Annotated in this window: 22 protein-coding genes; 12 read left to right on the top strand and 10 right to left on the bottom strand. The window is 69.3% G+C overall.

Annotation, left to right across the window (positions count from 1 at the left end; all coding sequences use genetic code 11):
- Positions 1–8: 8 nt before the first annotated feature.
- The 3 genes from ACK42S_RS01915 to mnmG all read right to left on the bottom strand — a co-directional run bounded on the left by ACK42S_RS01915 (position 9) and on the right by mnmG (position 3,623).
- Positions 9–581 (bottom strand): lipocalin family protein, encoded by a 573-nt coding sequence (locus ACK42S_RS01915; protein WP_409702674.1) that lies wholly within the window; start codon positions 579–581, stop codon positions 9–11.
- On the bottom strand, positions 578–1,222 hold the full coding sequence (gene rsmG, locus ACK42S_RS01910; RefSeq protein ID WP_409702672.1) for a 16S rRNA (guanine(527)-N(7))-methyltransferase RsmG: 645 nt from the start codon (positions 1,220–1,222) through the stop codon (positions 578–580). The genes ACK42S_RS01915 and rsmG overlap by 4 nt, the downstream gene beginning before the upstream one ends.
- Before the next feature lie 451 nt (positions 1,223–1,673).
- A complete protein-coding gene (gene mnmG, locus ACK42S_RS01905) occupies positions 1,674–3,623 on the bottom strand; it encodes a tRNA uridine-5-carboxymethylaminomethyl(34) synthesis enzyme MnmG (RefSeq protein WP_409702670.1) in 1,950 nt (649 codons plus the stop codon).
- Positions 3,624–3,877: 254 nt separating this feature from the next.
- Between mnmG and ACK42S_RS01900 the strand changes: the two genes are divergently transcribed.
- Positions 3,878–4,219, top strand: a complete 342-nt coding sequence (locus ACK42S_RS01900) for a hypothetical protein (protein WP_409702668.1) — start codon at positions 3,878–3,880, stop codon at positions 4,217–4,219.
- 30 nt (positions 4,220–4,249) lie between these two features.
- Here ACK42S_RS01900 and ACK42S_RS01895 read toward each other — a convergent pair whose 3' ends face one another.
- From ACK42S_RS01895 to ACK42S_RS01870, 6 genes are all read right to left on the bottom strand, one after another.
- Complete coding sequence (locus tag ACK42S_RS01895) at positions 4,250–5,176, bottom strand: mechanosensitive ion channel family protein (protein ID WP_409702666.1); 927 nt, start codon at positions 5,174–5,176, stop codon at positions 4,250–4,252.
- Between the two features lie 25 nt (positions 5,177–5,201).
- Positions 5,202–6,581 carry an alpha,alpha-trehalose-phosphate synthase (UDP-forming) gene (otsA, locus tag ACK42S_RS01890; protein WP_409702664.1) on the bottom strand — a complete coding sequence of 460 codons (1,380 nt, stop codon included), beginning with the start codon at positions 6,579–6,581 and terminating at the stop codon, positions 5,202–5,204.
- Positions 6,578–8,380, bottom strand: a complete 1,803-nt coding sequence (locus ACK42S_RS01885; RefSeq protein WP_409702662.1) for a glycoside hydrolase family 15 protein — start codon at positions 8,378–8,380, stop codon at positions 6,578–6,580. The genes otsA and ACK42S_RS01885 overlap by 4 nt, the downstream gene beginning before the upstream one ends.
- Positions 8,377–9,129 (bottom strand): trehalose-phosphatase, encoded by a 753-nt coding sequence (gene otsB / locus ACK42S_RS01880; protein WP_409702660.1) that lies wholly within the window; start codon positions 9,127–9,129, stop codon positions 8,377–8,379. The genes ACK42S_RS01885 and otsB overlap by 4 nt, the downstream gene beginning before the upstream one ends.
- Positions 9,130–9,231: 102 nt before the next feature.
- Positions 9,232–9,486 (bottom strand): DUF2061 domain-containing protein, encoded by a 255-nt coding sequence (locus ACK42S_RS01875; protein ID WP_409702658.1) that lies wholly within the window; start codon positions 9,484–9,486, stop codon positions 9,232–9,234.
- Positions 9,487–9,558: 72 nt separating this feature from the next.
- A complete protein-coding gene (locus ACK42S_RS01870) occupies positions 9,559–11,679 on the bottom strand; it encodes a PAS domain-containing protein (RefSeq protein WP_409702656.1) in 2,121 nt (706 codons plus the stop codon).
- A gap of 217 nt (positions 11,680–11,896) precedes the next feature.
- Here ACK42S_RS01870 and ACK42S_RS01865 point away from each other — a divergent pair, with 217 nt between their 5' ends.
- Positions 11,897–12,091, top strand: a complete 195-nt coding sequence (locus ACK42S_RS01865; RefSeq protein WP_409702654.1) for a DUF2892 domain-containing protein — start codon at positions 11,897–11,899, stop codon at positions 12,089–12,091.
- Between the two features lie 107 nt (positions 12,092–12,198).
- Positions 12,199–12,516, top strand: a complete 318-nt coding sequence (locus tag ACK42S_RS01860) for a hypothetical protein (protein ID WP_409702652.1) — start codon at positions 12,199–12,201, stop codon at positions 12,514–12,516.
- 114 nt (positions 12,517–12,630) lie between these two features.
- Here ACK42S_RS01860 and ACK42S_RS01855 read toward each other — a convergent pair whose 3' ends face one another.
- Entirely contained in the window at positions 12,631–13,116 is a 486-nt protein-coding gene (locus ACK42S_RS01855; protein WP_409702650.1) for a DUF3237 domain-containing protein, read from the bottom strand.
- 95 nt (positions 13,117–13,211) lie between these two features.
- Between ACK42S_RS01855 and ACK42S_RS01850 the strand changes: the two genes are divergently transcribed.
- The 9 genes from ACK42S_RS01850 to ACK42S_RS01810 all read left to right on the top strand — a co-directional run bounded on the left by ACK42S_RS01850 (position 13,212) and on the right by ACK42S_RS01810 (position 22,324).
- Entirely contained in the window at positions 13,212–13,991 is a 780-nt protein-coding gene (locus ACK42S_RS01850; RefSeq protein WP_409702649.1) for a helix-turn-helix transcriptional regulator, read from the top strand.
- Between the two features lie 96 nt (positions 13,992–14,087).
- On the top strand, positions 14,088–15,077 hold the full coding sequence (locus ACK42S_RS01845) for a Bug family tripartite tricarboxylate transporter substrate binding protein (RefSeq protein WP_409702647.1): 990 nt from the start codon (positions 14,088–14,090) through the stop codon (positions 15,075–15,077).
- A gap of 349 nt (positions 15,078–15,426) precedes the next feature.
- On the top strand, positions 15,427–16,458 hold the full coding sequence (locus tag ACK42S_RS01840; RefSeq protein ID WP_409702645.1) for an FAD:protein FMN transferase: 1,032 nt from the start codon (positions 15,427–15,429) through the stop codon (positions 16,456–16,458).
- Positions 16,459–16,480: 22 nt separating this feature from the next.
- Positions 16,481–19,474, top strand: coding sequence for a hypothetical protein (locus ACK42S_RS01835; RefSeq protein ID WP_409702643.1), 2,994 nt, complete (start codon positions 16,481–16,483; stop codon positions 19,472–19,474).
- 11 nt (positions 19,475–19,485) lie between these two features.
- Positions 19,486–20,094 carry a hypothetical protein gene (locus tag ACK42S_RS01830; RefSeq protein WP_409702641.1) on the top strand — a complete coding sequence of 203 codons (609 nt, stop codon included), beginning with the start codon at positions 19,486–19,488 and terminating at the stop codon, positions 20,092–20,094.
- Positions 20,091–20,891 (top strand): SH3 domain-containing protein, encoded by an 801-nt coding sequence (locus tag ACK42S_RS01825; protein WP_409702639.1) that lies wholly within the window; start codon positions 20,091–20,093, stop codon positions 20,889–20,891. Before ACK42S_RS01830 ends, ACK42S_RS01825 begins: the two co-directional genes overlap by 4 nt.
- An 11-nt stretch (positions 20,892–20,902) precedes the next feature.
- Positions 20,903–21,571 carry an outer membrane beta-barrel domain-containing protein gene (locus ACK42S_RS01820; RefSeq protein WP_409702637.1) on the top strand — a complete coding sequence of 223 codons (669 nt, stop codon included), beginning with the start codon at positions 20,903–20,905 and terminating at the stop codon, positions 21,569–21,571.
- A 31-nt stretch (positions 21,572–21,602) separates the two neighbouring features.
- Positions 21,603–22,103, top strand: a complete 501-nt coding sequence (locus ACK42S_RS01815; RefSeq protein ID WP_409702635.1) for a TlpA family protein disulfide reductase — start codon at positions 21,603–21,605, stop codon at positions 22,101–22,103.
- A gap of 5 nt (positions 22,104–22,108) precedes the next feature.
- Positions 22,109–22,324 (top strand): DUF4266 domain-containing protein, encoded by a 216-nt coding sequence (locus ACK42S_RS01810; RefSeq protein ID WP_409702633.1) that lies wholly within the window; start codon positions 22,109–22,111, stop codon positions 22,322–22,324.
- Positions 22,325–22,477 lie beyond the last annotated feature (153 nt).

Here is a 22,477-nt window from a genome sequence, read left to right as displayed (position 1 = left end):
CCTGTGCGTCAGGGGTCCAGGGGTTGCGTCTGGGGGTGATTCTGCAGGCGTTGCAGGTCGAAGCCCTGGGCAACGAGTTGAGCCCGGATGCGCTGTTCGTCGTCGGGCGCCAACCGAGGGCTGCGCGACAGCACCCACAGGTATTCGCGCTGCGGCTCGGACACCACGGCGTAGCGGTAGTCGTCGGCCAGCTGGATCACCCAGTAGTCGCCCCAGACGAAGGGCAGCCAGGACAGCCAGGCCGGAGCGAAGCGCACCTTGAGGGTGGAGGGGCTGGTCACGCGTGCCACCCCCAGGGCCTGGTCCACCTCGCCGCTGGCCTGGCGGCAGCGGTTGAGCACCTGCAGCCGGTTGTCGGGCAGGGCGGTGTAGGTGGCGGCGGTGTCGGCCGCGCACTGGGCCTGGAAGCGGTTGGGGTAGAGGGCCACCTGGTACCACGTGCCGAGGTAGCGGTTCAGGTCCACGCTCGGCACCGGGGTCAGCTGCGCGGGTTGGGCCAGCAGGCTGGGGGTGACCAGCGTCAGGGCGGTCAGCAGGGCGGCGAGAGAGGCCTTGGCTGGCAGGCGAGGGAAGGACTTCATGGCGACTCCTGTGTGGGGCGCATCCAGACCAGGCAGCGCTCGGCGTCCAGGCCTGGAACCGTCAAAGGTTCCACGTGAAACACCGCCACATCATCGGGCAGCTCAGCGGCCTCCGCCTCTGGAGCCTTGCCCTTCATCGCCATCCAGACGCCTGCCGGTCCGAGGTGCGATCGGGTCAGGGAGACGAAGTCGGCCAGGGAGGCGAAGGCCCGCGAGGTAACGACGTCTGCCTGTTGCGGTGGCAGTGCCTCGACCCTGGCGTGCTCGGCCCGCAGATTCTTCAGGCCGAGCTCGGCGGCGACCTGCTGGATGAAGCTCGCCTTCTTGGCGACCGTGTCCACGCAGGTGACCTGGGCCTGGGGCAGGGCGATGGCGATCACCACGCCCGGCAGGCCGGCGCCGGCGCCAACATCGAGCAGCTTGAAAGGGCGCTCAGCGAAACGGGCGATGAGCGCGGGGATCACCGCGAGGCTGTCGAGGAGGTGGTGGGTCAACATCTCCTCGGGGCTGCGGACGGCGGTGAGGTTGTAGACGCGGTTCCACTTGGCGATGAGCGCCTGGTAGGCGAGGAGGCGGTCGACCTGTGTCGGGCCCAGAGGGAGGCCGAGCTGGGTGAGGCCGGATTGGAGGGCGGTTTTCATTTGGTTTGTGAGTGTGCCTGATGTGCGCCGGATGGGGCCGTGGTTGCCTCTCAGCATTGCCGGGTCCCGGCCCGGCAGCCGGGTAACTTTCATTTGCTGGCCCAAATGAAAGTCACCAAAGCAAAGGGCCTGAATGCAACACCATTCGATGTCGACCGTTGAGCTTCGGACACGCGGTCCGACGGGCGGCTGATCGCCGACGAGGCGGCTTGGGTCCGCAGAGCGCTTGGGAGGGGCTTGGACGTGCAAGGCTTCGATCTGCCATGGCGGTGACCAACCGCCCACCGGACTGTGCGTCCGAAGCACGCAGAACGGACCGCATGGTTTGTGTATCTGAGGTCCTCTTCTTTGGTGACTTTCGTCTGGGCCCACAGGGGAAAGTTACCCGCCCGCCGGGGCGGGACCCGGCATGGTGAATGGCCGCAGAAGTACCGAAAAGCGGGCTCGACCCTCAGGCGGCCCGCTCCTCCCCAAACCCCTTGAACCGTCCCTTCTTCAGGTGAATCAGCAACAGCGAAATCGCCGCCGGCGTGATCCCCGAGATCCGGGACGCCTGGCCCAGGGTTTCCGGCCGGTGCTGGCTCAGCTTCTGCCTCACCTCGTGGCTCAGAGCCGTCACCTGCGAATAGTCCAGATCGGCCGGCAGCTTGAGGTGCTCGTAGGCCAGGGCGCGCTGCACCTCCTCGTTCTGCTTGTCGATGTAGCCGGCGTACTTGATGCTGATCTCCACCTGCTCGATCACGGCATCGGCCAGGGTCCTGCCCAGCTCGGCGCGGAGCGTTTCACGTGAAACACCGGCCTCGGGTTTGGCGATCGCGGTCAGCTCGGCCAAGGTGTCGTAGCGGACACCGGGGCGGCGCAGCAGGTCGCTGAGGTTGTACTCATGCTCCAAGGCTTTGCCAAGCAAGCGTTCGGCGTCGGCGGCGGGCAGGATCTGGGGGTTGACCCAGGTGGACTTCAAACGTTCGGTTTCACGTGAAACGGCATCCCGCTTGCGGTTGAAGGCTGCCCACCGCGCATCGTCCACCAGCCCAAGCTGTCGGCCGATCTCGGTCAGGCGCAGGTCGGCGTTGTCCTCGCGCAGTTGCAGGCGGAACTCGGCCCGGCTGGTGAACATGCGGTAGGGCTCAGACACACCCTTGGTGATGAGGTCATCGACCAGCACCCCCAGGTAGGCCTGGTCACGGCGCGGCAACCAGGGCTCGCGGCCTTGCACCTGCAGCGCGGCATTGATGCCGGCGAACAGGCCCTGGGCGGCCGCTTCCTCATAGCCGGTAGTGCCGTTGATCTGGCCGGCGAAAAAGAGCCCGCGGATGGCGCGGGTCTCGAAGCTGGGCTTCAGCTCACGCGGGTCGAAATAGTCGTACTCGATCGCATAGCCCGGCCGCAGGATGTGGGCGTTCTCCAGTCCCGGCATCGAGCGCACGGCGGCGAGCTGGATGTCGAAAGGCAGGGAGGTCGAGATGCCGTTGGGGTAGAACTCGTTCGTCGTGAGGCCCTCCGGTTCCAGAAAGATCTGGTGGGAGGTCTTGTCGGCGAAGCGGTTGATCTTGTCCTCGATGCTCGGGCAATAGCGCGGGCCCACGCCCTCGATGATGCCGGTGAACATCGGGCTGCGATCGAAGCCCGAGCGGATGATCTCGTGGGTGCGTTCGTTGGTGTGGGTGATCCAGCACGGCACCTGACGCGGGTGCTGCGAGGCATCGCCCAGGAAGCTGAACACCGGCACGGGGTCGAGGTCGCCGGGCTGTTCGGTGAGCTTCGAAAAATCGATGGTGCGGCCGTCGATGCGCGGCGGCGTGCCCGTCTTCAGGCGCCCTTGCGGCAGCTTCAGCTCCTTGAGCCGGGCCGACAGCGACACGGCCGGCGGGTCACCGGCACGGCCGGCGCTGTAGTTCTGCAGGCCCACATGGATGCGGCCGTCCAGGAAGGTGCCGGCCGTGAGCACCACGGTGCGGCTGCGAAAGCGCACGCCCACTTGCGTCACCGCGCCCACCACGCGGTCGCCTTCGACCATCAGGTCGTCGACGGCCTGCTGGAAGAGCCAGAGGTTCGGCTGGTTCTCCAGCCGGCGGCGGATGGCGGCCTTGTACAGTACGCGGTCGGCCTGGGCGCGGGTGGCGCGCACGGCCGGGCCCTTGGAGCTGTTGAGGATGCGGAACTGGATGCCGGCCTCGTCGGTGGCCGCGGCCATCGCCCCGCCCAGGGCATCGATCTCCTTGACCAGGTGGCCCTTGCCGATGCCGCCGATGGACGGGTTGCAGCTCATCTGGCCCAGCGTCTCGATGTTGTGGGTCAGCAGCAGGGTGGTGCAGCCCATGCGGGCGGCCGCCAGTGCCGCCTCGGTGCCGGCATGGCCGCCACCGACGACGATGACGTCGAATTCCTGGGGGTAGAGCATGGAGGGTCTCCGCGGCATCGCCGGCGCCGGGCCCGGCACCACGCAGCGCAATGCCGGCCACGCGGGCAAACCTCCTATTTTAGGCGGTGCCGACCCCCATCACCGGCGCAGGGTTGCCCGGGCCGGACCGTGAGTCCTGCTGCGGCGCTCCCACCAAAGGGGGGGGGGGAGGGGGGGTAAACCCGAGTGAATGCCGCAGACCGATGCCGACAATGGAGGGCTTTGTGGTGCGCGGCCCGATGGCCTGAAGAACAATGACAACGCTCCCGTCGAGTGCCTCGTCGTCGCCCCTGAGCCGGCAGACGCTGGGCCAGTGGGCCGTCGACGCCGATGAGCTGGCGCGGGCCTGGCGTGTGCTGTACGACGCCCAGGCGCCCCGACTGCCCTGGGGCCAGCGCTTGTTCGCGCTGTCCTCGCTGTTTCCGGCGCGGCCCTCGGCCTGGCTGCTGGCGCTGGAGGCGCGGCTGTGCGCGCTGGAGGGCCAGGTCCGCCGCCTCGGTCTGGCGCTGGACGACAAAGCCTTCGCTGTGGCCGCGCAGGCGCCGCTGCTGGTGCACGAGGACGCCTACCTGTTCCCGTCCGACACGCGTTGGTGAGGGCTGCGGGCGGATGTGCCGCCGCGGCGCTCATCCCCCGGCCGTGGCCGGGGCGCTCACCACTTGGGCCTGCACCGCAAAGGCGGGGGCGCTGCCGTCCTTGGCCTGGCCTGCATAGACGGTGAGGTGCGGGTAGGGGATCTCGATGCCGGCTTCGTCGAAGGCTTTCTTCAGGCGGCGCAGGTATTCGCGGCGCACCCCCCATTGCTCGATCGGCGCGCAGCGCAGGCGGCAGCGGATCACCACCGCCGAGTCGGCCCACTGCTCCACGCCGGCCATCTCCAGCTCGCCCAGGATGCGCGGGCCGTAGGTCTCGTCCTGGCGCATCTGCTTGGCCACCTCGTGCATGACGGCCATGACCTGGTCCACATCCTCGCGGTAGGCCACGCCGATGTCCATCACCGCGTTGGCGTAGCCGCGTGTCATGTTGGTGACGACCGAGATGGTGCCGTTGGGGATGAAATGCACGTTGCCGCTGTAGTCGCGCAGTTGCACGAAGCGCAGCGTCACTTCCTCGACCACGCCGGCATGGCTGCCCAGCTGCACCACGTCGCCCTGGCGGATCTGGTTCTCCAGCAGGATGAAGAAGCCGGTGAAATAGTCCTTCACCAGGCTTTGTGCGCCAAAGCCGACGGCCAGGCCCACCACGCCGGCGGCGCCAAGGATGGGGGCGACCGACACGCCGAGCTCCGACAGGATGAGCATCGAGGCCACGAGCGTGACGACCACGCTGACGATGTAGCGGCACACCCGGCCCAGGGTCTGCGCACGCTTGACGGCCTCGCGGTCGTCGATGCGGGCGGTCAGGCGCTCGCGGAAGAGCCGGATGGCCCGGTGCAGCAGCCCCACGACGATCCAGGCCACGAGGGCGATGACCGTGATCCGCACCGCGATCGCTGTGTAGTCCCCGAGGCTGCTCCACAGGGCGCCGGCAGCGGCGATCAGGTCTTCTTGCATGCGGGAACACTCCTTTCCATGAGGGTCAGTCGCCAGCCTGGGCGAGGGTGTCGAGGAAACGGCGGCGCCACCAGTGCACGTCGTGCTCGCGGATGCGCGCCAGCAGGGCCTGATGGCGGCGCTGGCGCTCTTCCAGCGGCATGCGCAGCGCCTGCTGGACGGCCTGCGCCGTGCCGTGCACGTCGTAGGGGTTCACCAGCAGCGCCTCCTTCAATTGCTCGGCCGCACCGGCAAAGCGCGAGAGCACCAGCACGCCGGGGTCGTCCGGGTTCTGTGCGGCGATGTACTCCTTGGCCACGAGGTTCATGCCGTCGCGCAGCGGCGTGACCAGGCCCACGTCGGCCGCGCGGCACAGGCCGGGGATGCGCTTGCGCGCCACGGTGCGGTGGATGTAGCGCACCGGCATCCAGTCGAGGTCGCCGAAGTCGCCGTTGATCGCGCCGCACAGGCCTTCGAGCTCCTGGCGGATGTCGGCATAGGCGTCCACGCTTTCGCGCGTGGGCGAGGCGATCTGGATCAGCGTGGCGCTGTGGCGGTTCTCGGGGTAGTGCTGGAGCAGCTCGCGAAAGGCGCGCACACGGTGCGGGATGCCCTTGGAGTAGTCGAGGCGGTCCACGCCGATCAGCAGCCGCCGGCGCGAGTACTGCTCGCGCATGGTGTCATAGGTCTCGCAGGCCTCGCGGGCATGGGCCAGGCGCATGAACTCGTCCACGTCGATGCCGATGGGAAAGGCCTGGGCCATCGTGGTGCGGCCGAAGGCGCGGTAGCGGTCCTCGCCCAGCACCTGGGCATCGGCCTCGTTGCGCACATAGCGCGAGAAGTGCTGCACGTCGATGGTGGATTGGAAGCCCACCAGGTCGTAGGCGAACAGGGCGCGGATGAGCCATTCGTGCTGCGGGATGGCCGCCAGGATCTGCGGCGGCGGCAGCGGGATGTGCAGGAAAAAGCCGATGCGTTGCGTGCAGCCCATCGCGCGCAGCTCGGCCGCCAGCGGGATGAGGTGGTAGTCGTGCACCCAGATCAGGTCGTCGGGCTGCAGCAGCGACATCAGCTTGCCCGCGAACAGCCGGTTCACGCGCCGGTAGCCGGCGATGTAGCCCGCGTCGAAGTCGGCCAGGTCGAGCCGGTAGTGGAACACCGGCCAGAGCACGCCGTTGCTGTAGCCCAGGTAGTAACTGTCATGGTCTTCGCGCGAGAGGTCCACCGTGGCCAGCGTGACGCGGCCCGCGCGCTGCAGTTGCGGGCCGCGGCCCTCGGGCTGGCCAGGCTCGACGATCTTCCCGCTCCAGCCGAACCACAGACCGCCGGTGTCGTTCAGGGCCTCTCCCAGCGCCACGGCCAGGCCGCCGGCGGCGCTCTTGCGCGGGTCGGCCACGCGGTTGGACACGACCACGAGGCGGCTCATACGACACTGTCCCAGGGCGCGGACAGGCGCACCGCGCCGTTGATGATGCCCACCATCGAATAGGTCTGTGGGTAATTGCCCCAGAGCTCGCCGGTGTGCGGGTGGGTGTCCTCCGACATCAGGCCCAGGGGGTTGCGCGTGGCCAGCAAGGCCTCGAAGATCTCGCGGGCCTGCGGCTTGCGGCCGATGCGCGCCAGCGCGTCGATGCGCCAGAAGCTGCAGATGTTGAAGGCGGTCTCGGGTTTGCCGAAGTCGTCGGCCGCTTCGTAGCGGCGCATGTAGGGGCCGTCGCACAGGTGCTTTTCCAGCGCATCGACGGTGGCGATGAAGCGCGGGTCTTTCGGGTCGATGAAGTTCACTTCGGCCATCAGCAGCACGCTGGCGTCCAGGTCGCGTCCGCCGAAGCTCTCGACGAAAGCCTGTCGCTGCTCGCTCCAGCTTTCGGCCAGGATGCGCTCGCGCAGGCGCTTCGCGTGCATAGACCAGTAGCCCGCGCGATCGCTGAGCCCGAGCGTCAGGGCGATCTTGGCCAGGCGGTCGCAGGCGGCCCAGCACATCAGCGCCGAGGAGGTGTGGACGCGGGCACGGGTGCGCAGCTCCCACATGCCGGCGTCGGGCTGGTCGAACACGCGCACGGCCTGCTCGCCCACCGCTTCGAGGTGCTCGAACTCGGCCCGCCCGGCACGGTGCAGCAAGCGTGCATCGTGGAAGGCCTGGGCGGCGCCCAGCACCACGTTGCCGTAGACGTCGTGCTGGAAGTGTTCGGCCGCCTGGTTGCCCACGCGCACCGGGCCCATGCCGCGATAGCCGGGCAGGTGGTCCAGCAGCGACTCGGGCAGCTCGCGTTCCAGGCCCACGCCGAACAGCGGCTGGATGTGTCCGCCGCGGGCCTGCGCGACGACATTGGACAGCCAGCGCAGGTAGTCTTCCAGTGTGCCCACCTCGGACAGGCTGTTGAGCGCGCGCACGACGAAAAAGGCATCGCGCAGCCAGCAGTAGCGGTAGTCCCAGTTGCGGCCGCTGTGCGGCGCCTCGGGGATGCTGGTGGTCATCGCGGCAACGATGGCGCCGGTGTCCTCGAACAGTGAAAGCTTGAGCGTGATGGCCGCGCGGATCACCGCGTCCTGCCACTCCAGCGGGATGTGCAGGCGCTGGCTCCAGTGGCGCCAGTAGGCGGCGGTCTCCTGCTCGAAATGGCGTGCGGTGTCACCAATGCCCTCGGCCAGGGTCTCGTCGGGGCCCAGCAGGAAGTTGTATTCGCGCGTGACGACGAAGGGCTGCTGCGACAGCACGTAGGACAACGGGGCGTCGGTGTTCAGGCGCAGCGTCAGGCTGTCGCCCACGAAGCGCAGGTGGTTGCTGCCCTGGGTGAGCGCGGGCGAGCGCCGGCCCCAGTCGAAGCGCGGGTTCAGGCGCACGCGCAGGCGCGGCGCGCCGACCAGGGGGCGCACACGGCGCACCATCGTCATCGGCCGGAAATAGCGCGAGCGCGACTGGAAGCGCGGCGCGAAGTCGGTGATCTCCAGGCGCTGGCCGTGCGTGTCGGTGAGCACGGTGCGCAGAATCGCCGTGTTGGGCACATAGGCCTGCTCGGCTGAGGCGAAATCCTCGAGTTCGAAGGCCCAGTCGCTGCCGCGCTCGGAGGGGTCGAGCAGGGCGTTGAACACCGGGTCGCCGTCGAAGCGGGGCAGGCAGCACCACACCATGCGGGCGCGTTCGTCGATCAGCGCGCTGTAGGCGCAGTTGCCGATCACCCCCAGGCGCAGCGAGGGCGGGGCCGGGGGGGCGAATCCCTTCATGCCGCGCTCCCTTCGGTGCGGCCCGCCAGGTGCCGCGACCACTGGGCCAGGGCCTGGTGCAGCTCGGCCGGGCCGGCCAGGCGCCGTGGGGCGCAGCTCGGACCCTCGCCGACCTTGCAGGCCTGGCCGCCCAGGCGCAGCACGGTCTCGAAGCCGGCCTCGTCGGTGAGGTCATCGCCCGCGAAGGCGGGCTCGCGGCCGGCAAAGGGCCGTTCGGCCAGGAAGCGCTCGATCGCATGGCCCTTGTGGACGCCCGCGGGCTTGACCTCGAACACGCACTTGCCGTGCAGCAGCTCCAGCCCCGGCTGCGCGGCAACCAGCTCGGCCAGGCGCTGCCGGCAGGCGTCGGCCGCTTCGGGCGCATGACGGTAGTGCAAGGCCAAGGCCACCGCCTTGCGTTCGAGCTGCAGGCCGGGGTGCTCGGCCTGCAAGGCCCGCGCAGCCGCCTCGACTGGGGCCAGCGCCGGGGCGGCCAGTTGCCAGCGCCGGCCATCGGGCTGCCGGCCCTGGGCCCCGTGGATGCCGGCCACCGGCAGGCGCAGCGGGGCCAGGAAATGGTCGATGTCGTCCACCGGGCGGCCGGTGACGATGGCCAACGCGCCGTCGAGCTGTTCGTGCAGCCGGCCGAGCAGCTCCACCAAGCCGGGTTCGATGCGCACGTCCTGCGGCTGGGCGGCCAGGTCGGCCAGCGTGCCGTCGAAATCGAGAAAGAGGGCGATCGGACGCCCATTACATTGAGGCCAATGCATTGGCCCGACCTTAGCAGAGTCCGCCCGACCGTGCCGTCAGTCAGTGGCTGACAGCGACGGTCTCGGTCCGCCGCCGCCAAGGGGGGCGGGCGGCCCCTAGGCTCAGCGCGCCGGTGCCGGGCGGGAGCAGAGCTTATCGGGTTGGCGGCCGCGAGAAAAGTGAGCGCCCGCACAGCCGCATAGCCTTCCCCACACCGGATGACCCCAGTAGCGGTCGAAGAAGTAAAAGGCCACGGTATTGGCCAGCGGCTCCAGCAGGCTGATCGCCCCGGCAATGGCCACGTCGCCGGTGAGCGCATAGCCGATCCCGAAGGCGATGGACAAATGCATCAGACCGAAACAAACAGTCTTGACCATGAGGAACTCCGTTGCGAATGCGTCTTATTGAATAGTCTGACGCTGTTGGAGTTCTGATTCCAATTGATCGAATCAATTTTCAGGATAGGGCGCAGTCGGCAAGTCCAGGGTGAACGTGCTGCCTTGGCCGGGCTGGCTGTCCACGCGGATCTCCCCATCCATCAACCGGGCCAGGCCCTGGGACAGCGCCAGGCCTACACCGGCGCCGTCGATGCGACCGTGCTCACGGCCCAGGCGGTTGAAGGGGGTGAAGAGTTCGCCCAGGCGCTCGGGCGCGATGCCCGGCCCGGTGTCGCGCACGGACACGGTGACGCGGTGGGGCCCGGCCTGCGCGTGCACCCAGACCTGGCCCCCGGGCTGGTTGTACTTGATGGCATTGCCCACCAGGTTGAGCAGCACCTGGCGCAGGCGCTGGCGGTCGCCCTGCACCCTCAGGCCGCCGGGGGGCGGGGCGTGCAACAGGACGCGCGCCGCGCCGGCCTGGGGCCGCAGCATGCTCAGGCATTCGTCGAGCACATCGTCCAGCGGCACGAGCTCCCGGCGCACCAGCAAGGCCCCGGCTTCGATGCGGGTGAGGTCGAGCAGGTCGGTGATCATGCCCAGCAGGTGCTGGCCGGCCGCATGGATGTGCTCCACCCATTGGCGCCGTGACGGCGGCAGGTTCAGGCCCGGGTCGTCGCGCAGGAGCTGCGCAAAACCCAGCACCGCATTGAGCGGGGTGCGCAGTTCATGGCTCATGTGCGACAGAAAGAGCGTCTTGGCCCGATTGGCCGCCTCGGCCGCCGCGCGGGCGCGCCGTGCGTCCTCCAGCCGGGCCAGTTCGGCCTGCATGTGCTTGCGCTCGGTGGTGTCGGTGAGGAAGCCGTGAAAGAGCACGCTGCCGTCCTCCTCGCGCTCCGGGCTCGAATGCCCCAGCACCCAGCGCACCGAGCCGTCGTGGTGCAGGTAGCGGAACTCGTACATCCAGGGCTGCACACCAGCGCCGGCTTCGAAGATGGACGCGATCAGGCCCGGGCGGTCCTCGTCGTGCACGCGCTCGATGAGCTTCATCACATCGTCTTGCACCTCGGCCAGAGGCACGCCGAACAGGGCTTCGAAGTTGTCGCTGGCATAGGGGAAGCTCATGCGAGCGTCCGGGTGGAGCCGGAACTGGTAGAGCACGCCGGGGGCCTGGCGTGCAAGCTTGCGCAGCTTGGACAGCGCCTCATCGGTGGCTGCCTGCTGCGCCAACGTGGCGCTCATGTCGGTGATGATGCCCACCGAGCGGCGGGCGCGGCCGTCGGGCCCGCGGTCGATCACCTTGCCGCGCAGGAGCACCCAGCGGTAGCTGCCATCGGCCGCGCGCACCCGGTGCCGGCTGAGCATCATCGGGGCGTCGCCGCGCAGGTGGCGCCGGATCGCCGCGCGGCAGCCAGGCAGATCGTCGGGATGGATCAGCGCCTCCCAGTCGGCGATGCCGGGGCCGACATCGCCCTCGGCATAGCCGAGCACCGCCAGGCCCACGCGCGAGTAGTACACGCGGTCGTGCTCGTGGTCCCAGTCCCACACGCCGTCGCCGGCGCTTTCCAGGGCGAACTGCCAGCGCGCCTCGCTCAGGCGCAGGGCGTCCTCGGCCTGGCGCCGGCCCGCCTCGCTGCGGGCGGCCACGGTCAGTGCCGCGCAGGTGGACAGCAGCGGTTGCAGGGTCTGGACGAGGCCATCGTCGTAGCCGCCGGGCCGGTTGGCCACGCCGACCATGCCCAGCAGTTCGTCGCCGCGGAAGAAGGGCAGGCCCAGGAAGTTGTCCATCACCCGGTGCCCGGGCGGCAGCCCGCCCGAGCGCGGATCCTGGCGGGGATCGTTGGACAGCACCGGCTGGCCGCTTTGGATCACCCGCCCGAACAGGGAGTCGAGGGCGCGGAAGACCAGTCGGCCCTCGTGATGCAAGGCCATCATCTGCCGCGAGGCGTCGTCCCAGGCGATATCGGAGATCGCCAGCATGCGCAAGGCGGGCGTGGCCTGGCCCGGCTCGTGCCAGAGCTCGCCGATGAAGCCATACCCGCTGTCGGTCATGCGCAACAAGACCTCCAGCAAGCGATCGAAGGCGCAGCGCAGATTGGCTTCTTCAATGAATTGCCGCTGTACCTGTTCGATGGCCGCCAGCAAAGCCTCGGCCGTCATCGAGGGGGCAGGACTGGCGGGACGGGGGCTCAAGGCGCAATGAGTGAACGAACAGCTGGCTTGTGCCTTTAAATGTAAACAGAGCCGGCGGATCTGTGGGGCAGGGCGAGCCCCAGCCCCGCGGCGCGGTGTGCATTCCGTCTGGCAGCAGCCGGTTTTGACGTCGATCAAGGTTCGCCGCGAAGCGCCGGGCACACTGAAAGCCTTCGTCCAAGGAACACCCTCGGCAGGGTGTAAAGGAGCGTGCCGCATGAAAGCCAATGTAGGCGGGATCGACCGCATCGCGCGGATCGCCGTGGGATTGGTGTTGATCGCCTTGGCGGCGACGAACACCGTGGGGCTGTGGGGCTACATCGGCGTGGTGCCCTTGTTGACGGGCTTGTTCCGGGTGTGTCCGCTGTACAGCCTGCTGGGCGTGAACACCTGCCCGATGGACCGGCGCTGATGCCCAGGGCGCCGGGCAGGTGCCCGGCGGGGGGGGCTGGTGCCTGAAGGGGGCTGGCGCGCCGCTTGCTAGACAGGGTGGGCGTATCCCCATGCAGGAGTCCGAGCGTGAACGCAAGCCCTTCGGAAAATGATCGTCTGGCCATTGCCGCGCACTTGCATGTGCTGTTGCGCCGCAAATTGGGGCGCGTGACAGACACCGAGTGGATGGCCGTCGACGCGAGCTACGCCCAAGAGATCGTCCGCCTGTGCCGCGCGCAGGCCGATGCCGAACTGCAGGCCTGGGCTGACAAGCTCGAACGTGCGGTGCCCGGTGCGCGACCCAAACCCCCGGCGGCCGAAGAGGTGGCTTTGTCTGCGCCCAGTGCGCTGGCCCATCGGCGTGCGGCACCGATCGAGCAGCGCTACGTCGGGCGTTTGCGCTGAAGCGCGCAGCCGGCCGCCGAGCCTGGGGCCGGGCGCATGCGGGTAAGCGCCGATGGGGACGGCCCAATGCTTACATAACATAAGCATTGGGCCGTGCGGGGGCGCGGCCTCCTGTCACGTCAATCGGTACACGTCCAGCACGACCCGATGCGCCTGCCGCTGTCCGCTCGCCACGGCCATCACCGCGTTGAGGTGCGCCCAGTGCGGCGCGCCCGTGGTGAAGCGCATCAGCGTGCGAAAGAAATAGGCGTCGGCCGGCACATCTTGTCCTTGCGCCAGCCGGGCCATGACCTCAGGCGGGCCGTGGCGCAAGCCTTCGCTGCGCACTTCGACCAAAGCGCCATCGTGCAGTCGCAAGGCGTAATGGGCGGCGATCTCCAGCACGCCGTCGGCGCGGGCCCATTGCCAATCCACGCCGCCGGGCACGATCTGGCCATTGAGCTCGGGGCCTTGCACGGTGCCGCCGTGCAAGGGAACGAAGCGGCGTTCGCCGCTGGGGCACGGGCCCAAGCTGGTGAGTGGGCCGACCTCACATGCCACTTGGGCCATGAAGATCAGTCCGGGATGGGCGCCAGCAGGGGCAAATGGAGCGGGCGTCATGGACATAGGGGGCGCGCGCGAAGTCTGAGAGCCGGTCACGATAGGGCCGCAGTGTCCCCAGGCTCGTCATCCGTGAGGATGACGGCGCCACCGCGATGAAGGTCTGGGCGCTGCCGTCGCTGGCGGCCACGCCACGCGCGGGACCGGCGATGATCGAGCCGATGATCTCGGCTTTGGGCCGCCCGGACTTTGCGCGTGTGGCCTTGGAGGCGATCCAGGCCGGCTTGGTGGCTGGGTCCTGGGCGGTGTATCAGCTGTGGCCTGGGCGTGCGCCGCGCCTGCATCTTTCGGCCAGCCGCCAGGCGCAGGACCACACGGGCGAGTGTTTTGCGTTGTACCGCGACCTGGGCTTGTACCGCGCCGACGCCAGCTTCGATGCGGTGCGCGCCCGCCACGGCTTTGGCGCGGTGGTACTGTGCATGCATGCCGACGAGGCGCCCAGCGCTTTGCACCGCGAGGCCATTTACCGCCGCCACGGCATGGTCGAACGCTTGTCGGTTGCCGAGCGGCAGCCCGACGGCTCGGTGCTGGCGCTCAATGTTTATCACCATCAAGGTCAAGGCTGCTTCGATGGCCGGGAGCTCGATCACTTCATCGACGCGGCGCCGTGTCTGCTGGCCTGCGTCAAGCGGCATCTCCAATGGCGCGCCGAGTCGCGCGCCGACAGCCCGCGCGAGCGCTTGCAGGCCCGCTGTCCGGGGCTGACGGCGCGCGAGCTCGATGTGCTGGAGCGTCTGTTGCGCGGCTGGAGCTACGAGGGCATCGCTGCCGACTTGGGGGTGTCGGTGGCCACCGTCAAAACCTACCGGGCGCGCGCCTTTGCGCGCCTGGGGCTGCATTTCAAGAGCGAGCTGTTCGCCGCCCTGCGCGACTGAGGCCGCTGGCGTGCTTTGTCGTCTTCAGGGATGACAAGGGCAAAGCACGGCGCGGCGCACACTGGCGGCCCCATATCACGAGAGGAGACGACTGCCATGCTGCGCCGCACTGTCTGGCAGGCCACGCTGTTGGCCCCGCTGCTGACCACCGCCCTGTTCGCCTGGGCACCCGCGGCCTGGGCGCAAAGCTATCCGCAACGGCCTGTGCGGCTGGTCGTCGGCTTTCCGCCGGGCACGGGGCCGGACATCGTCGCCCGCGCCCTCGGGCAGCGCCTGGCCGAGACCCTCAAACAAAGCGTCGTGATCGACAACGTGGCCGGCGCCGGCGGGCAGATCGCCGCCCAGCAAGTGGCCAAGAGCGCGCCGGATGGACACACCTTGCTGCTGGGCGAGGTGGGGTCGATCAGCATTGCGCCGGCCACGCATCGCAAGCTGCCGTATCAGCCGGCCAAGGAGTTGACGCCGGTGTCGGAGGTCGTGCGCGCGGATTTCGTGCTGGTGGTGCCAGCGGCATCGCCCCATGCCGATGTGGCCTCCCTGGTTGGCGCTGCGCGTGCGGACAAGAATAAGTTCAACTTCGCCACCTTCGGCGCAGGCACGCCCGGTCATTTCGGCGCCGAGATGTTCGCGCGTCAGGCGGGCTTTGCGATCGAGCCCGTGCACTTTCGCGCCACCGGCGATGCGATGAGCGCGCTGCTCAACGGCTCGGTGCAGGCGGCCTTCGTCAGCACGGCCTTGGCCGCGGCCCAGGTCAAGGCGGGCAAGCTGCGTGCGCTGGGCACCACGGCGGCCCAGCGTTCGGCCTTACTGCCGCAGGTGCCCACCTTGGCCGAAGCTGGGTGGCCCGAGCTGAACTTTTCGGCCTGGTTCGCCGTTCTCGCGCCGGCGGGTACTGCCCCGGCCGTGCTCGACACACTCAACCGCGAGGTCGTGGCGGCGCTGCAAACGCCTGCGGTGCGCAAGAGCTTGGAAGAAGCCGGTTTCACCGTGCGCGGCACGAGCCGGCTGGAAGCCCAGGCCCTGATGGATGCGGAAGCCCGGCGCTGGGCGGCGGTGGTCCAGGCCACCGGCTTTCAGATCGATTGAGTCCGCACGACATGGAGGATTTTCCCTCCTCGCCTTGACAGCCTTCGGCGCTCTCCTTGCTTCGGCAGGAGGCGCACCCATCGACACCGACCACTGCCGTCGATCTTGTTGCCAATTGCAACGAGCTGCCGAGCCGTTCACGCCCGGCCCGTCGAAGGTGTGACAGCTTGTAAGGCTTGTCTCAGGCGGCCCGGTTTCGCCTACATCGCCGTCGTGGCGCTCCCTAAGATCCGCTGAATTCCAGGCGCCCCAGGGCTGTTCACGGGGGCTGCCGGGGGGGCGTCGCGCGGGCCGCAACGCAACGGTGGCATGCCGTTTGCGTCGCAGCGCGATCACGAGGAGGGGAGTCATGTCTGTCGGCTTGCTCAGCGCCAGCCATCGCCAACGCCTGGGCGCCTACACGCGCGCGCCGCGCCGCATCGCCAGCGGCCGCTGGTGGGTGCGCGAGGCCGCCATCATGGGCACGCGCATCCGCGCCGAGCTGTGGGCGGATGACGAGCGCCAGGCCCAGGCGGCGCTGGCGGCCGTGATGGCCGAGATGCATCGCATCGACGCCGCGATGAGCCCGCACCGGGCGGATTCGGAGCTCTCGCGCATCAACCGCGAGGCCGGCCGACGGGCCGTGCCGCTGAGCGAGGAGATGTACCGGCTGATCGAACAGGCGCTGGCCTGGTCGGCGCGCTCCGGGGGGGCTTTCGACATCAGCTATGCCGCCGTGGGCCGGCTCTACGACTACCGCCTCGGCCGCCGCCCCGACGAGGCGGCGCTGGCGCGGGCCCGCCAGGCGGTGGGCTGGCAATACCTCGACCTCGACCCGGCGCGGCGCACGCTGCGCTTTGCCCGCCCCGACATGTGTATCGACCTGGGCGGCTTTGCCAAGGGCCATGCAGTCGACGGCGCGGTGGCCCGCCTGCGTGCCTTGGGCATCGGGCATGCGATGGTGGCCGCCGGCGGCGACAGCCGGGTGCTGGGCGACCGCCGCGGCCGCCCCTGGACGGTGGCGATCCGCCATCCGCGCCGCACCGACGTCCCCGCGGCGGTGCTGCCGCTGCAGGACGTCTCGATCTCCACCTCGGGCGATTACGAGCGCTACTTCATCGACGCGCAGGGCCGGCGCCACCATCACCTGATCGACCCGGCCTCGGGCCGCTCACCCGACGGCGTGCACAGCGTCACGGTGATCGCCCCGGACGGGCTGAGCGCCGAGGCGCTGTCGAAATGTGTGTTCGTGATGGGCGTCGAGCGCGGACTCGCGCTCGTGCAGGCCCAGCCTGGCGCCGATGCGGTGGTCGTCGATGCGCGGGGCCATCTGCAGGTGTCGGCCGGCCTGCAAGGCTGGGACCCCGTCGCGCCACCGATCGAAGCGTCCGACGGCTCATGAGGCCGCTTCTCAGGAGAAGAACATGCACACCCACGAGCACCTGATGAAACGCAAGACCCCGGTCCTGGCCCTGGCGCTGCTGGCCCTGGCCGCCTGCAGCGGCAGCGGCGGTGACGGTGACGACGTCACGGTCGAGGGCGACGTGCCCATCGCCTACGTGATGCGCTCCAGCAGCGTGCGCATGGACCCCACCAACGGCAGCCCCTTCGCCCCCGGCGGCGATCTGATGCTGCGCGAGCGTTCCTCGCCGAGTGCGCGCGAGATCAACCTCACGCGCCGCTTCACGCAGGGGCAGGGCGATGTGTCCGACCCCGAGGTGTCCTACGACGGCAAGAAGATCGTCTTCTCGATGCGCTGCCCGCGCAGCAACACGTCCACGATCGACGGCCAGCCTGCTTGCACGGGCCGCTGGAACATCTGGGAATACGACATGACGACCGGGGGGCTGGCGGGCGGCAGCTTCCGGCGCATCACCGATTCCCCCGATCACGACGACGTCGACCCTTACTACCTGCCGGCCGGCCGCGGCTTCGTGTTCGCGTCGAACCGCCAGCACAAGTCCTCGCAGGACCAGGCTCTGGGCCGCCCCTATTTTGCTCTTGACGAATACGAGCGCGAGCGGGTGCTCAACCTGCACACGATGAAGGCCGACGGCAGCGGCATCGAGCAGATCACTTTCAACCAGAGCCACGACCGCAACCCGGTGGTGCGCCCCAACGGCGACATCATGTACTCGCGCTGGGAGCACATGGCCGACCGCAACCGCTTCGCGATCTTCCGCTCCAAGCCCGATGGCACCGACACCTTCGTGCTCTACGGCGCCCACAGCCCGGGCAACAGCTTCCTGCACCCGCGCGACATGGACCCGCGCGGCCGCTATGCCGGCTTCCTGGCCTCTTCGCTGATGCCGCTGCAGCGCACCGACGAAGGCGGCGCGCTGATGTTCATCGACGCGGCCAACTATTCCGAACAGAACACCCCGGCCAACACCACCGTGCCCACCCGCGGCGGGCAGGTGCAGGTGACGGCGCAGGAACTGAACATGGACCGCGGCCTGTCGCTGCATGGCCGCATCACCACGCCCTACCCGCTGTGGGACGGCACCGACCGCGTGCTGCTGGCCTACCGCCCCTGCGAGGTCACGCGCGCCGGCCGCACGGTGTCGTGCAGCACCCTCACGAGCGAGGAGATTGCGCGCCTGTCCGACCGCAGCCGCACGATGGAGGCGGTGCAGTCCGACGAGCTGCAGGACAACGTGCCGCCCAACTATGCGATCTACATGTTCAACCCGGCCAACCAGACCTGGCGCATCGTCGCCGCGCCGCCGCCGGGCTTCATGTACACCGACCCGATCGCCCTGCAGGCCCGCCCCGAGCCCCAGGCCGCCGACCCGACCAACATCGACCCCGCATTGGCCAACCGCGGCATGGCCCTGATCGAGGTGCGCAGCATCTACAACACCGATGGACTGGGCCGCATGGCCGAGCAGATGCTGGTCCCCGACGACCTGCCGCCCGGGTGCGCGCGCGGCATTGCGATGACGGCCAACACCGACCCGACCAGCACCGCCACCCAGGTGGCCGACCTGCGCCGCATCAAGGACCCGGCCGATCCGGCCTACCACTGCACGCCGGTGCGCTTCGTGCGTGCCACGCGGGCCATTGCGCCGCCCTCGGCCTCGATGGGCCTGCGCCAGGCCATCGGCGAGACCGAGTTCGAACAGCAGCAGATCCTGGGCTATGCACCCATCGAGCCCGACGGCTCCTTCAAGCTCGAGATTCCGGCCGACATCCCGCTGGCGCTCGCGGTGGTCGATGCCCAGGGCCGCGCCTTCCAGACGCACGCCAACTGGATCCAGGTGCGCCCGGGTGAACGCCGCACCTGCAACGGCTGCCACAGCCCGCGCCGCGGTGCCTCGCTGAACTCGGGCGCCATCGTCGACCACCAGCCGCAGGCTTTGCGTCAGGCCATGGTCGCGGCCCACCAAAGCGGCCAGACGATGTCCTCCACCCGCACCTTCCTCGACCCGACGGCTCTGCAGCTCGTCGCCGACATGCTCTACACCGACGTGTGGGCCGACACCTCGCGGGGCTACACGGCCCGTCCTTCCATCCTCGTGCGCTACACCGGCAACACCGACCCGGCCGACGACCTGGCCACGCCGGCGCCGGTCAACGGGGTCATCAACTATCCCGAGCACATCCAGCCGCTGTGGGAGCGCGCCCGAGCGGCCGGCGCCTGCGTGTCCTGCCACAACGACCCGACGCGCCTGGACCTGCGCGGCACGCTGGGCGGCACCGGCCGCATGACCTCCTACGAGGAGCTGCTGGTGGGCGACCCGCTGCTCGATGGCAACGGCCAGCCCGTCACGCGCATCCGCGATGGCGTGCCCATGCTGGAGCGCCAGCCGCCGCGCGTGCAGGCCAGCTCCAGCGCGGCCAACACGGCTGGCATCGCGCGCAAGAGCCGGCTCACCGAGATCCTATGGGGCCACACGCTGCTGGCCGGTGCCGGCCCGCGCGCGGTCTACCCCGACCCGCCGGCGGGGGCCCCGAACCACGCCACGATGCTCAACGCGGCCGAGAAACGCCTGCTGGCCGAGTGGATGGACCTGGGCGCCCAGTACTACAACGACCCCTTCAACGGAGCCAGCGGTGTGCGCACGGTGCGCATCCTCAGCCAAAGCGCCTTCGAGGCCAGCGTCCACCCCGTGCTGCGCGCCCAGTGTGCGAGCTGCCACCAGGCCGGCGGCAACAACACCGGCGCGACGCTGGGCGAGGCCCTGGCGGTGAGCTTCGCGGGCAACCGCTACGTGCTCACCGGCGATCCCGAGGGCGACTTCAACGTCACGCTCACGCTGATCAATGACACCTGCAACCCCGCGAACAACCTGCTGCTGTCGCGCCCGTCCACCGCGCCCCATCCGGCTGGTGCCAGCGGCCCGGCGGTGTTGCCGGTGGGCAGCGCGGGCTACACGGCGATCGCCGACTGGATCCGATCGGGCTGCACCCCATGAAGCGCTTTGCGATGTCCTGGCCGATGTTGCCGCGGTGGCTGCCGCCGGCGGCCGCTGCGCTGCTGGTGGCCTGCGGCGGCGGCTCCAACCCGCTGGACAACCCCCCCGTGGTGACCAACCCTCCGGGGGCCTCGGGCCAGCGTTTGTCGTTCGTCTACTTCCAGAAGTGCATCAACCCCATCTTCCTGGCGCCGCTGCCGGTCGACCAGAACGGGGTGGTCTCGACCAACACCTGTGCCAGCGCCGGCTGCCATGACGACCGCGCCGGCACCGGGGGGGCCTTCCGCGTGCTGCCCGAAGCGCAGACGGTCGACCTGAGCGACCCGTCCAACACGCCCGAGGCGGTGCGCGCCACGCCGATGTACCGCAACTTCTACTCCGCCCAGGGCGAGGTGGTCTTCGGTGCGCCGCTGCAAAGCCGCCTGCTGACCAAGCCCATGGTGCTCAATGTGCTGCATGGCGGCGGCCTGATCTTCCAGAACGAGAACGACCCCAACGCCCGCCTGATCCGCTACTGGATCAGCCGCCCGATGCCGGCCGGCCAGGACGAGTTCAGCGCCGCGGCCCACACCATGTTCACCCCGCCCGACCCCGAGACCGGCACCTGCAACACCGAATGAAACGACCGATGCCTTTCGCAGTACCTGGGCGCCGGATGCGTGCGCAGTGCCTTCTGACCTCCCTGCTGTGCCTGGCCTGCGCCGTGCCTGCGGCGGCGCAAGTCAGCGCCGTGGCGGCCGACGACGGCTACGAGCGCGTGCAGGTGGCCGACCCCTACCTCGAGTTGCGCACCGGCCCCGGGCGCGGCTACCCCATCTTCCATGTGGTGGACCGGCATCAGTGGGTCGCCATCACGCTGCGCCACACCGACTGGTACCAGGTGCGTGCGGACAACGGCAAGGAAGGCTGGGTGCATCGCCGCCAGCTCGAGCGCACGCTCACGGCCGCGGGCAGCGCACGGACCTTCCGCGACATCGTGCTCGACGACTACCTCAGCCGCCGCATGCTGGCCGGCGGCAGTTGGGGGCGCTTCGACGGCGAGCCCATGCTCAAGCTCACCGCCGGCTACCGGCTGTCGACCTCGCTGAGCGTGGACGCCCACGTGGGCCAAGTGCAGGGCCGTTTCTCGGGCACGAGCTTCTGGCATGTGGGCCTGGCCGCCGAGCCCTGGTCCGACCGGCGGCTCTCGCCCTTCTTCAGCGTGGGCGTGGGGCGTTTCTCGAACGTGCCCAACAGCAGCCTGGTCAGTGCCATCCGCACCGATGCCAACCTCGGCCAGGCCACGCTGGGACTGCGCTGGCACCTGAGCGAGCGCTTCGTGCTCACGGCCGACTACAGCCTCTACACCGCCTTCGTGGCCGACGAGCGCTCCATCGAATACCGCGCCCTCGGCGCGGGCCTGGCCTTCTTCTTCTGAACGGACGCCCCATGCCTTCCAAGCCCACCCTCCATCCCTGGCTCACCGTGGCGTTGCTGGCCGCCGCCCTGCTGCTCACCCCGCTGCTGGCCGCCGCGCAGGCCAGCGAGCCCCAGCGGCCGGCCAACGAGCAGGTCATCGTCCCCGAGGTCGAGCGCCGCGAAGTGCGCCTGCCCCGCATCCCCTCCAAGGACCTCATCGCCGGGCTGTTTGCCGGCATCTATTCCACCGACAGTTTCGGCGCTAGCCCCGTGGTGGGCCTGCGCCTGGGCTACCACCTCACTGAAGACTTCTTCTTCGAGGCGGCCTATGGCCGGGCCCGTGTCAGCGACGAGTCCTTCCGGCAGATCCTGCCCGGCGGCGTGTTCTCCAGCGAAAAGTCCACGCTCAGCTACTACAACGTCTCGCTGGGCTACAACCTCCTGCCCGGAGAGGTCTTCCTCGGCGCCAGGCGCGCCAAGGCCACCGTCACCTACCTGATCGCCGGCATCGGCAGCACCGAACTCGACGACCAGCGCAACCAGACCATCAACATCGGCCTGGGCACGCGCTTCCTGCTCGGCCAGCGCTCGGCCCTGCAACTCGACTTGCGCGACCACATCTTCTCTTTCGACCTGCTGGGCGAGCGCCGCAGCACCCACAACCTCGAGCTCACGCTGGGCCTGAGCTTGTTCTTCTGACCTGCGCTTCGTGTACGCCTTGGAGTCCTGCATGCACCCCCTCCCCAGCTTCCGCCGCCTGGTGGCCCTGGCCGCGTTCTTGCTGGCCGCACCGGCCTTTGCCACCCAGCCCCATGCACCCGCGCCCGACTTCACGCTGGGCACGCTCCAGGGCCCCAACCTGCGCCTGCAGGAGCAGCGCGGCAACGTGGTGCTCGTGAACTTCTGGGCCACCTGGTGCGGCCCTTGCCGCGAGGAGATGCCGCACCTGAACCGCCTGTACGACAAGTACCGCGCCTCGGGCTTCACGGTGCTGGCCGTGAGCATCGACGACGACCCGGCCAAGGCCGCGAGCATGGCCTCCAAGCTGGGCCTGAACTTCCCCGTGCTCTTCGACGCCGAGAAGAAGGTCAGCCGCCAGTACGACCTCAAGGCCATGCCCTACACCGTGATCGTCGACCGCGACGGCCGTGTGCGCCACCTGCACCACGGCTACCGCAGCGGCGTCGAGAACACCTACGACCAGCAGATCCGCGCCTTGCTGAAGGAGTGATGACGATGCGCTGCCTTCATGTCTTTGCCCTGGCGGCCCTCCTGCCGGCCTGCGCCACCGAGCCCTGGGTCAAGCCCTATGAACGCGAGCGGCTGGCCGATCCGATCATGCAGGTGAACCGTGATGCGCTGTCGGCCCGCCACACCGAACACGTGCGCGAGGTGCGCGAAGGCGGCCGTGGCGCCAATGGCGTGCAAGGAGGCGGTTGTGGCTGCAACTGACGCCGCCCTGCGCAGCGCCCGTTGGCTGCGCGGCTTCATGGCCCGCTGGCGCACGCGCAGCCCGCGCGCGCTGCGGGCAGCCGCCGGGCTGGCTCTGGCGGCCGGCACGGCCCAGGCCGCGACCCTGCCCGAGGACAAGGCCGAGGCCCTGTA

Origin of the sequence: Caldimonas sp. (assembly GCF_046289365.1) — a bacterium.
Lineage (GTDB): Bacteria > Pseudomonadota > Gammaproteobacteria > Burkholderiales > Burkholderiaceae_C > Caldimonas.
This window is presented reverse-complemented; position numbering and strand designations above follow the sequence as displayed.

Coding starts and splice junctions, on each gene's coding strand:
- ACK42S_RS01915 (WP_409702674.1), bottom strand. CDS start 581: ATGAAGTCCTTCCCTCGCCTGCCAGCCAAGGCCTCTCTCGCCGCCCTG.
- rsmG (WP_409702672.1), bottom strand. CDS start 1,222: ATGAAAACCGCCCTCCAATCCGGCCTCACCCAGCTCGGCCTCCCTCTG.
- mnmG (WP_409702670.1), bottom strand. CDS start 3,623: ATGCTCTACCCCCAGGAATTCGACGTCATCGTCGTCGGTGGCGGCCAT.
- ACK42S_RS01900 (WP_409702668.1), top strand. CDS start 3,878: ATGACAACGCTCCCGTCGAGTGCCTCGTCGTCGCCCCTGAGCCGGCAG.
- ACK42S_RS01895 (WP_409702666.1), bottom strand. CDS start 5,176: ATGCAAGAAGACCTGATCGCCGCTGCCGGCGCCCTGTGGAGCAGCCTC.
- otsA (WP_409702664.1), bottom strand. CDS start 6,581: ATGAGCCGCCTCGTGGTCGTGTCCAACCGCGTGGCCGACCCGCGCAAG.
- ACK42S_RS01885 (WP_409702662.1), bottom strand. CDS start 8,380: ATGAAGGGATTCGCCCCCCCGGCCCCGCCCTCGCTGCGCCTGGGGGTG.
- otsB (WP_409702660.1), bottom strand. CDS start 9,129: ATGCATTGGCCTCAATGTAATGGGCGTCCGATCGCCCTCTTTCTCGAT.
- ACK42S_RS01875 (WP_409702658.1), bottom strand. CDS start 9,486: ATGGTCAAGACTGTTTGTTTCGGTCTGATGCATTTGTCCATCGCCTTC.
- ACK42S_RS01865 (WP_409702654.1), top strand. CDS start 11,897: ATGAAAGCCAATGTAGGCGGGATCGACCGCATCGCGCGGATCGCCGTG.
- ACK42S_RS01855 (WP_409702650.1), bottom strand. CDS start 13,116: ATGACGCCCGCTCCATTTGCCCCTGCTGGCGCCCATCCCGGACTGATC.
- ACK42S_RS01850 (WP_409702649.1), top strand. CDS start 13,212: ATGAAGGTCTGGGCGCTGCCGTCGCTGGCGGCCACGCCACGCGCGGGA.
- ACK42S_RS01845 (WP_409702647.1), top strand. CDS start 14,088: ATGCTGCGCCGCACTGTCTGGCAGGCCACGCTGTTGGCCCCGCTGCTG.
- ACK42S_RS01840 (WP_409702645.1), top strand. CDS start 15,427: ATGTCTGTCGGCTTGCTCAGCGCCAGCCATCGCCAACGCCTGGGCGCC.
- ACK42S_RS01835 (WP_409702643.1), top strand. CDS start 16,481: ATGCACACCCACGAGCACCTGATGAAACGCAAGACCCCGGTCCTGGCC.
- ACK42S_RS01830 (WP_409702641.1), top strand. CDS start 19,486: ATGTCCTGGCCGATGTTGCCGCGGTGGCTGCCGCCGGCGGCCGCTGCG.
- ACK42S_RS01825 (WP_409702639.1), top strand. CDS start 20,091: ATGAAACGACCGATGCCTTTCGCAGTACCTGGGCGCCGGATGCGTGCG.
- ACK42S_RS01820 (WP_409702637.1), top strand. CDS start 20,903: ATGCCTTCCAAGCCCACCCTCCATCCCTGGCTCACCGTGGCGTTGCTG.
- ACK42S_RS01815 (WP_409702635.1), top strand. CDS start 21,603: ATGCACCCCCTCCCCAGCTTCCGCCGCCTGGTGGCCCTGGCCGCGTTC.
- ACK42S_RS01810 (WP_409702633.1), top strand. CDS start 22,109: ATGCGCTGCCTTCATGTCTTTGCCCTGGCGGCCCTCCTGCCGGCCTGC.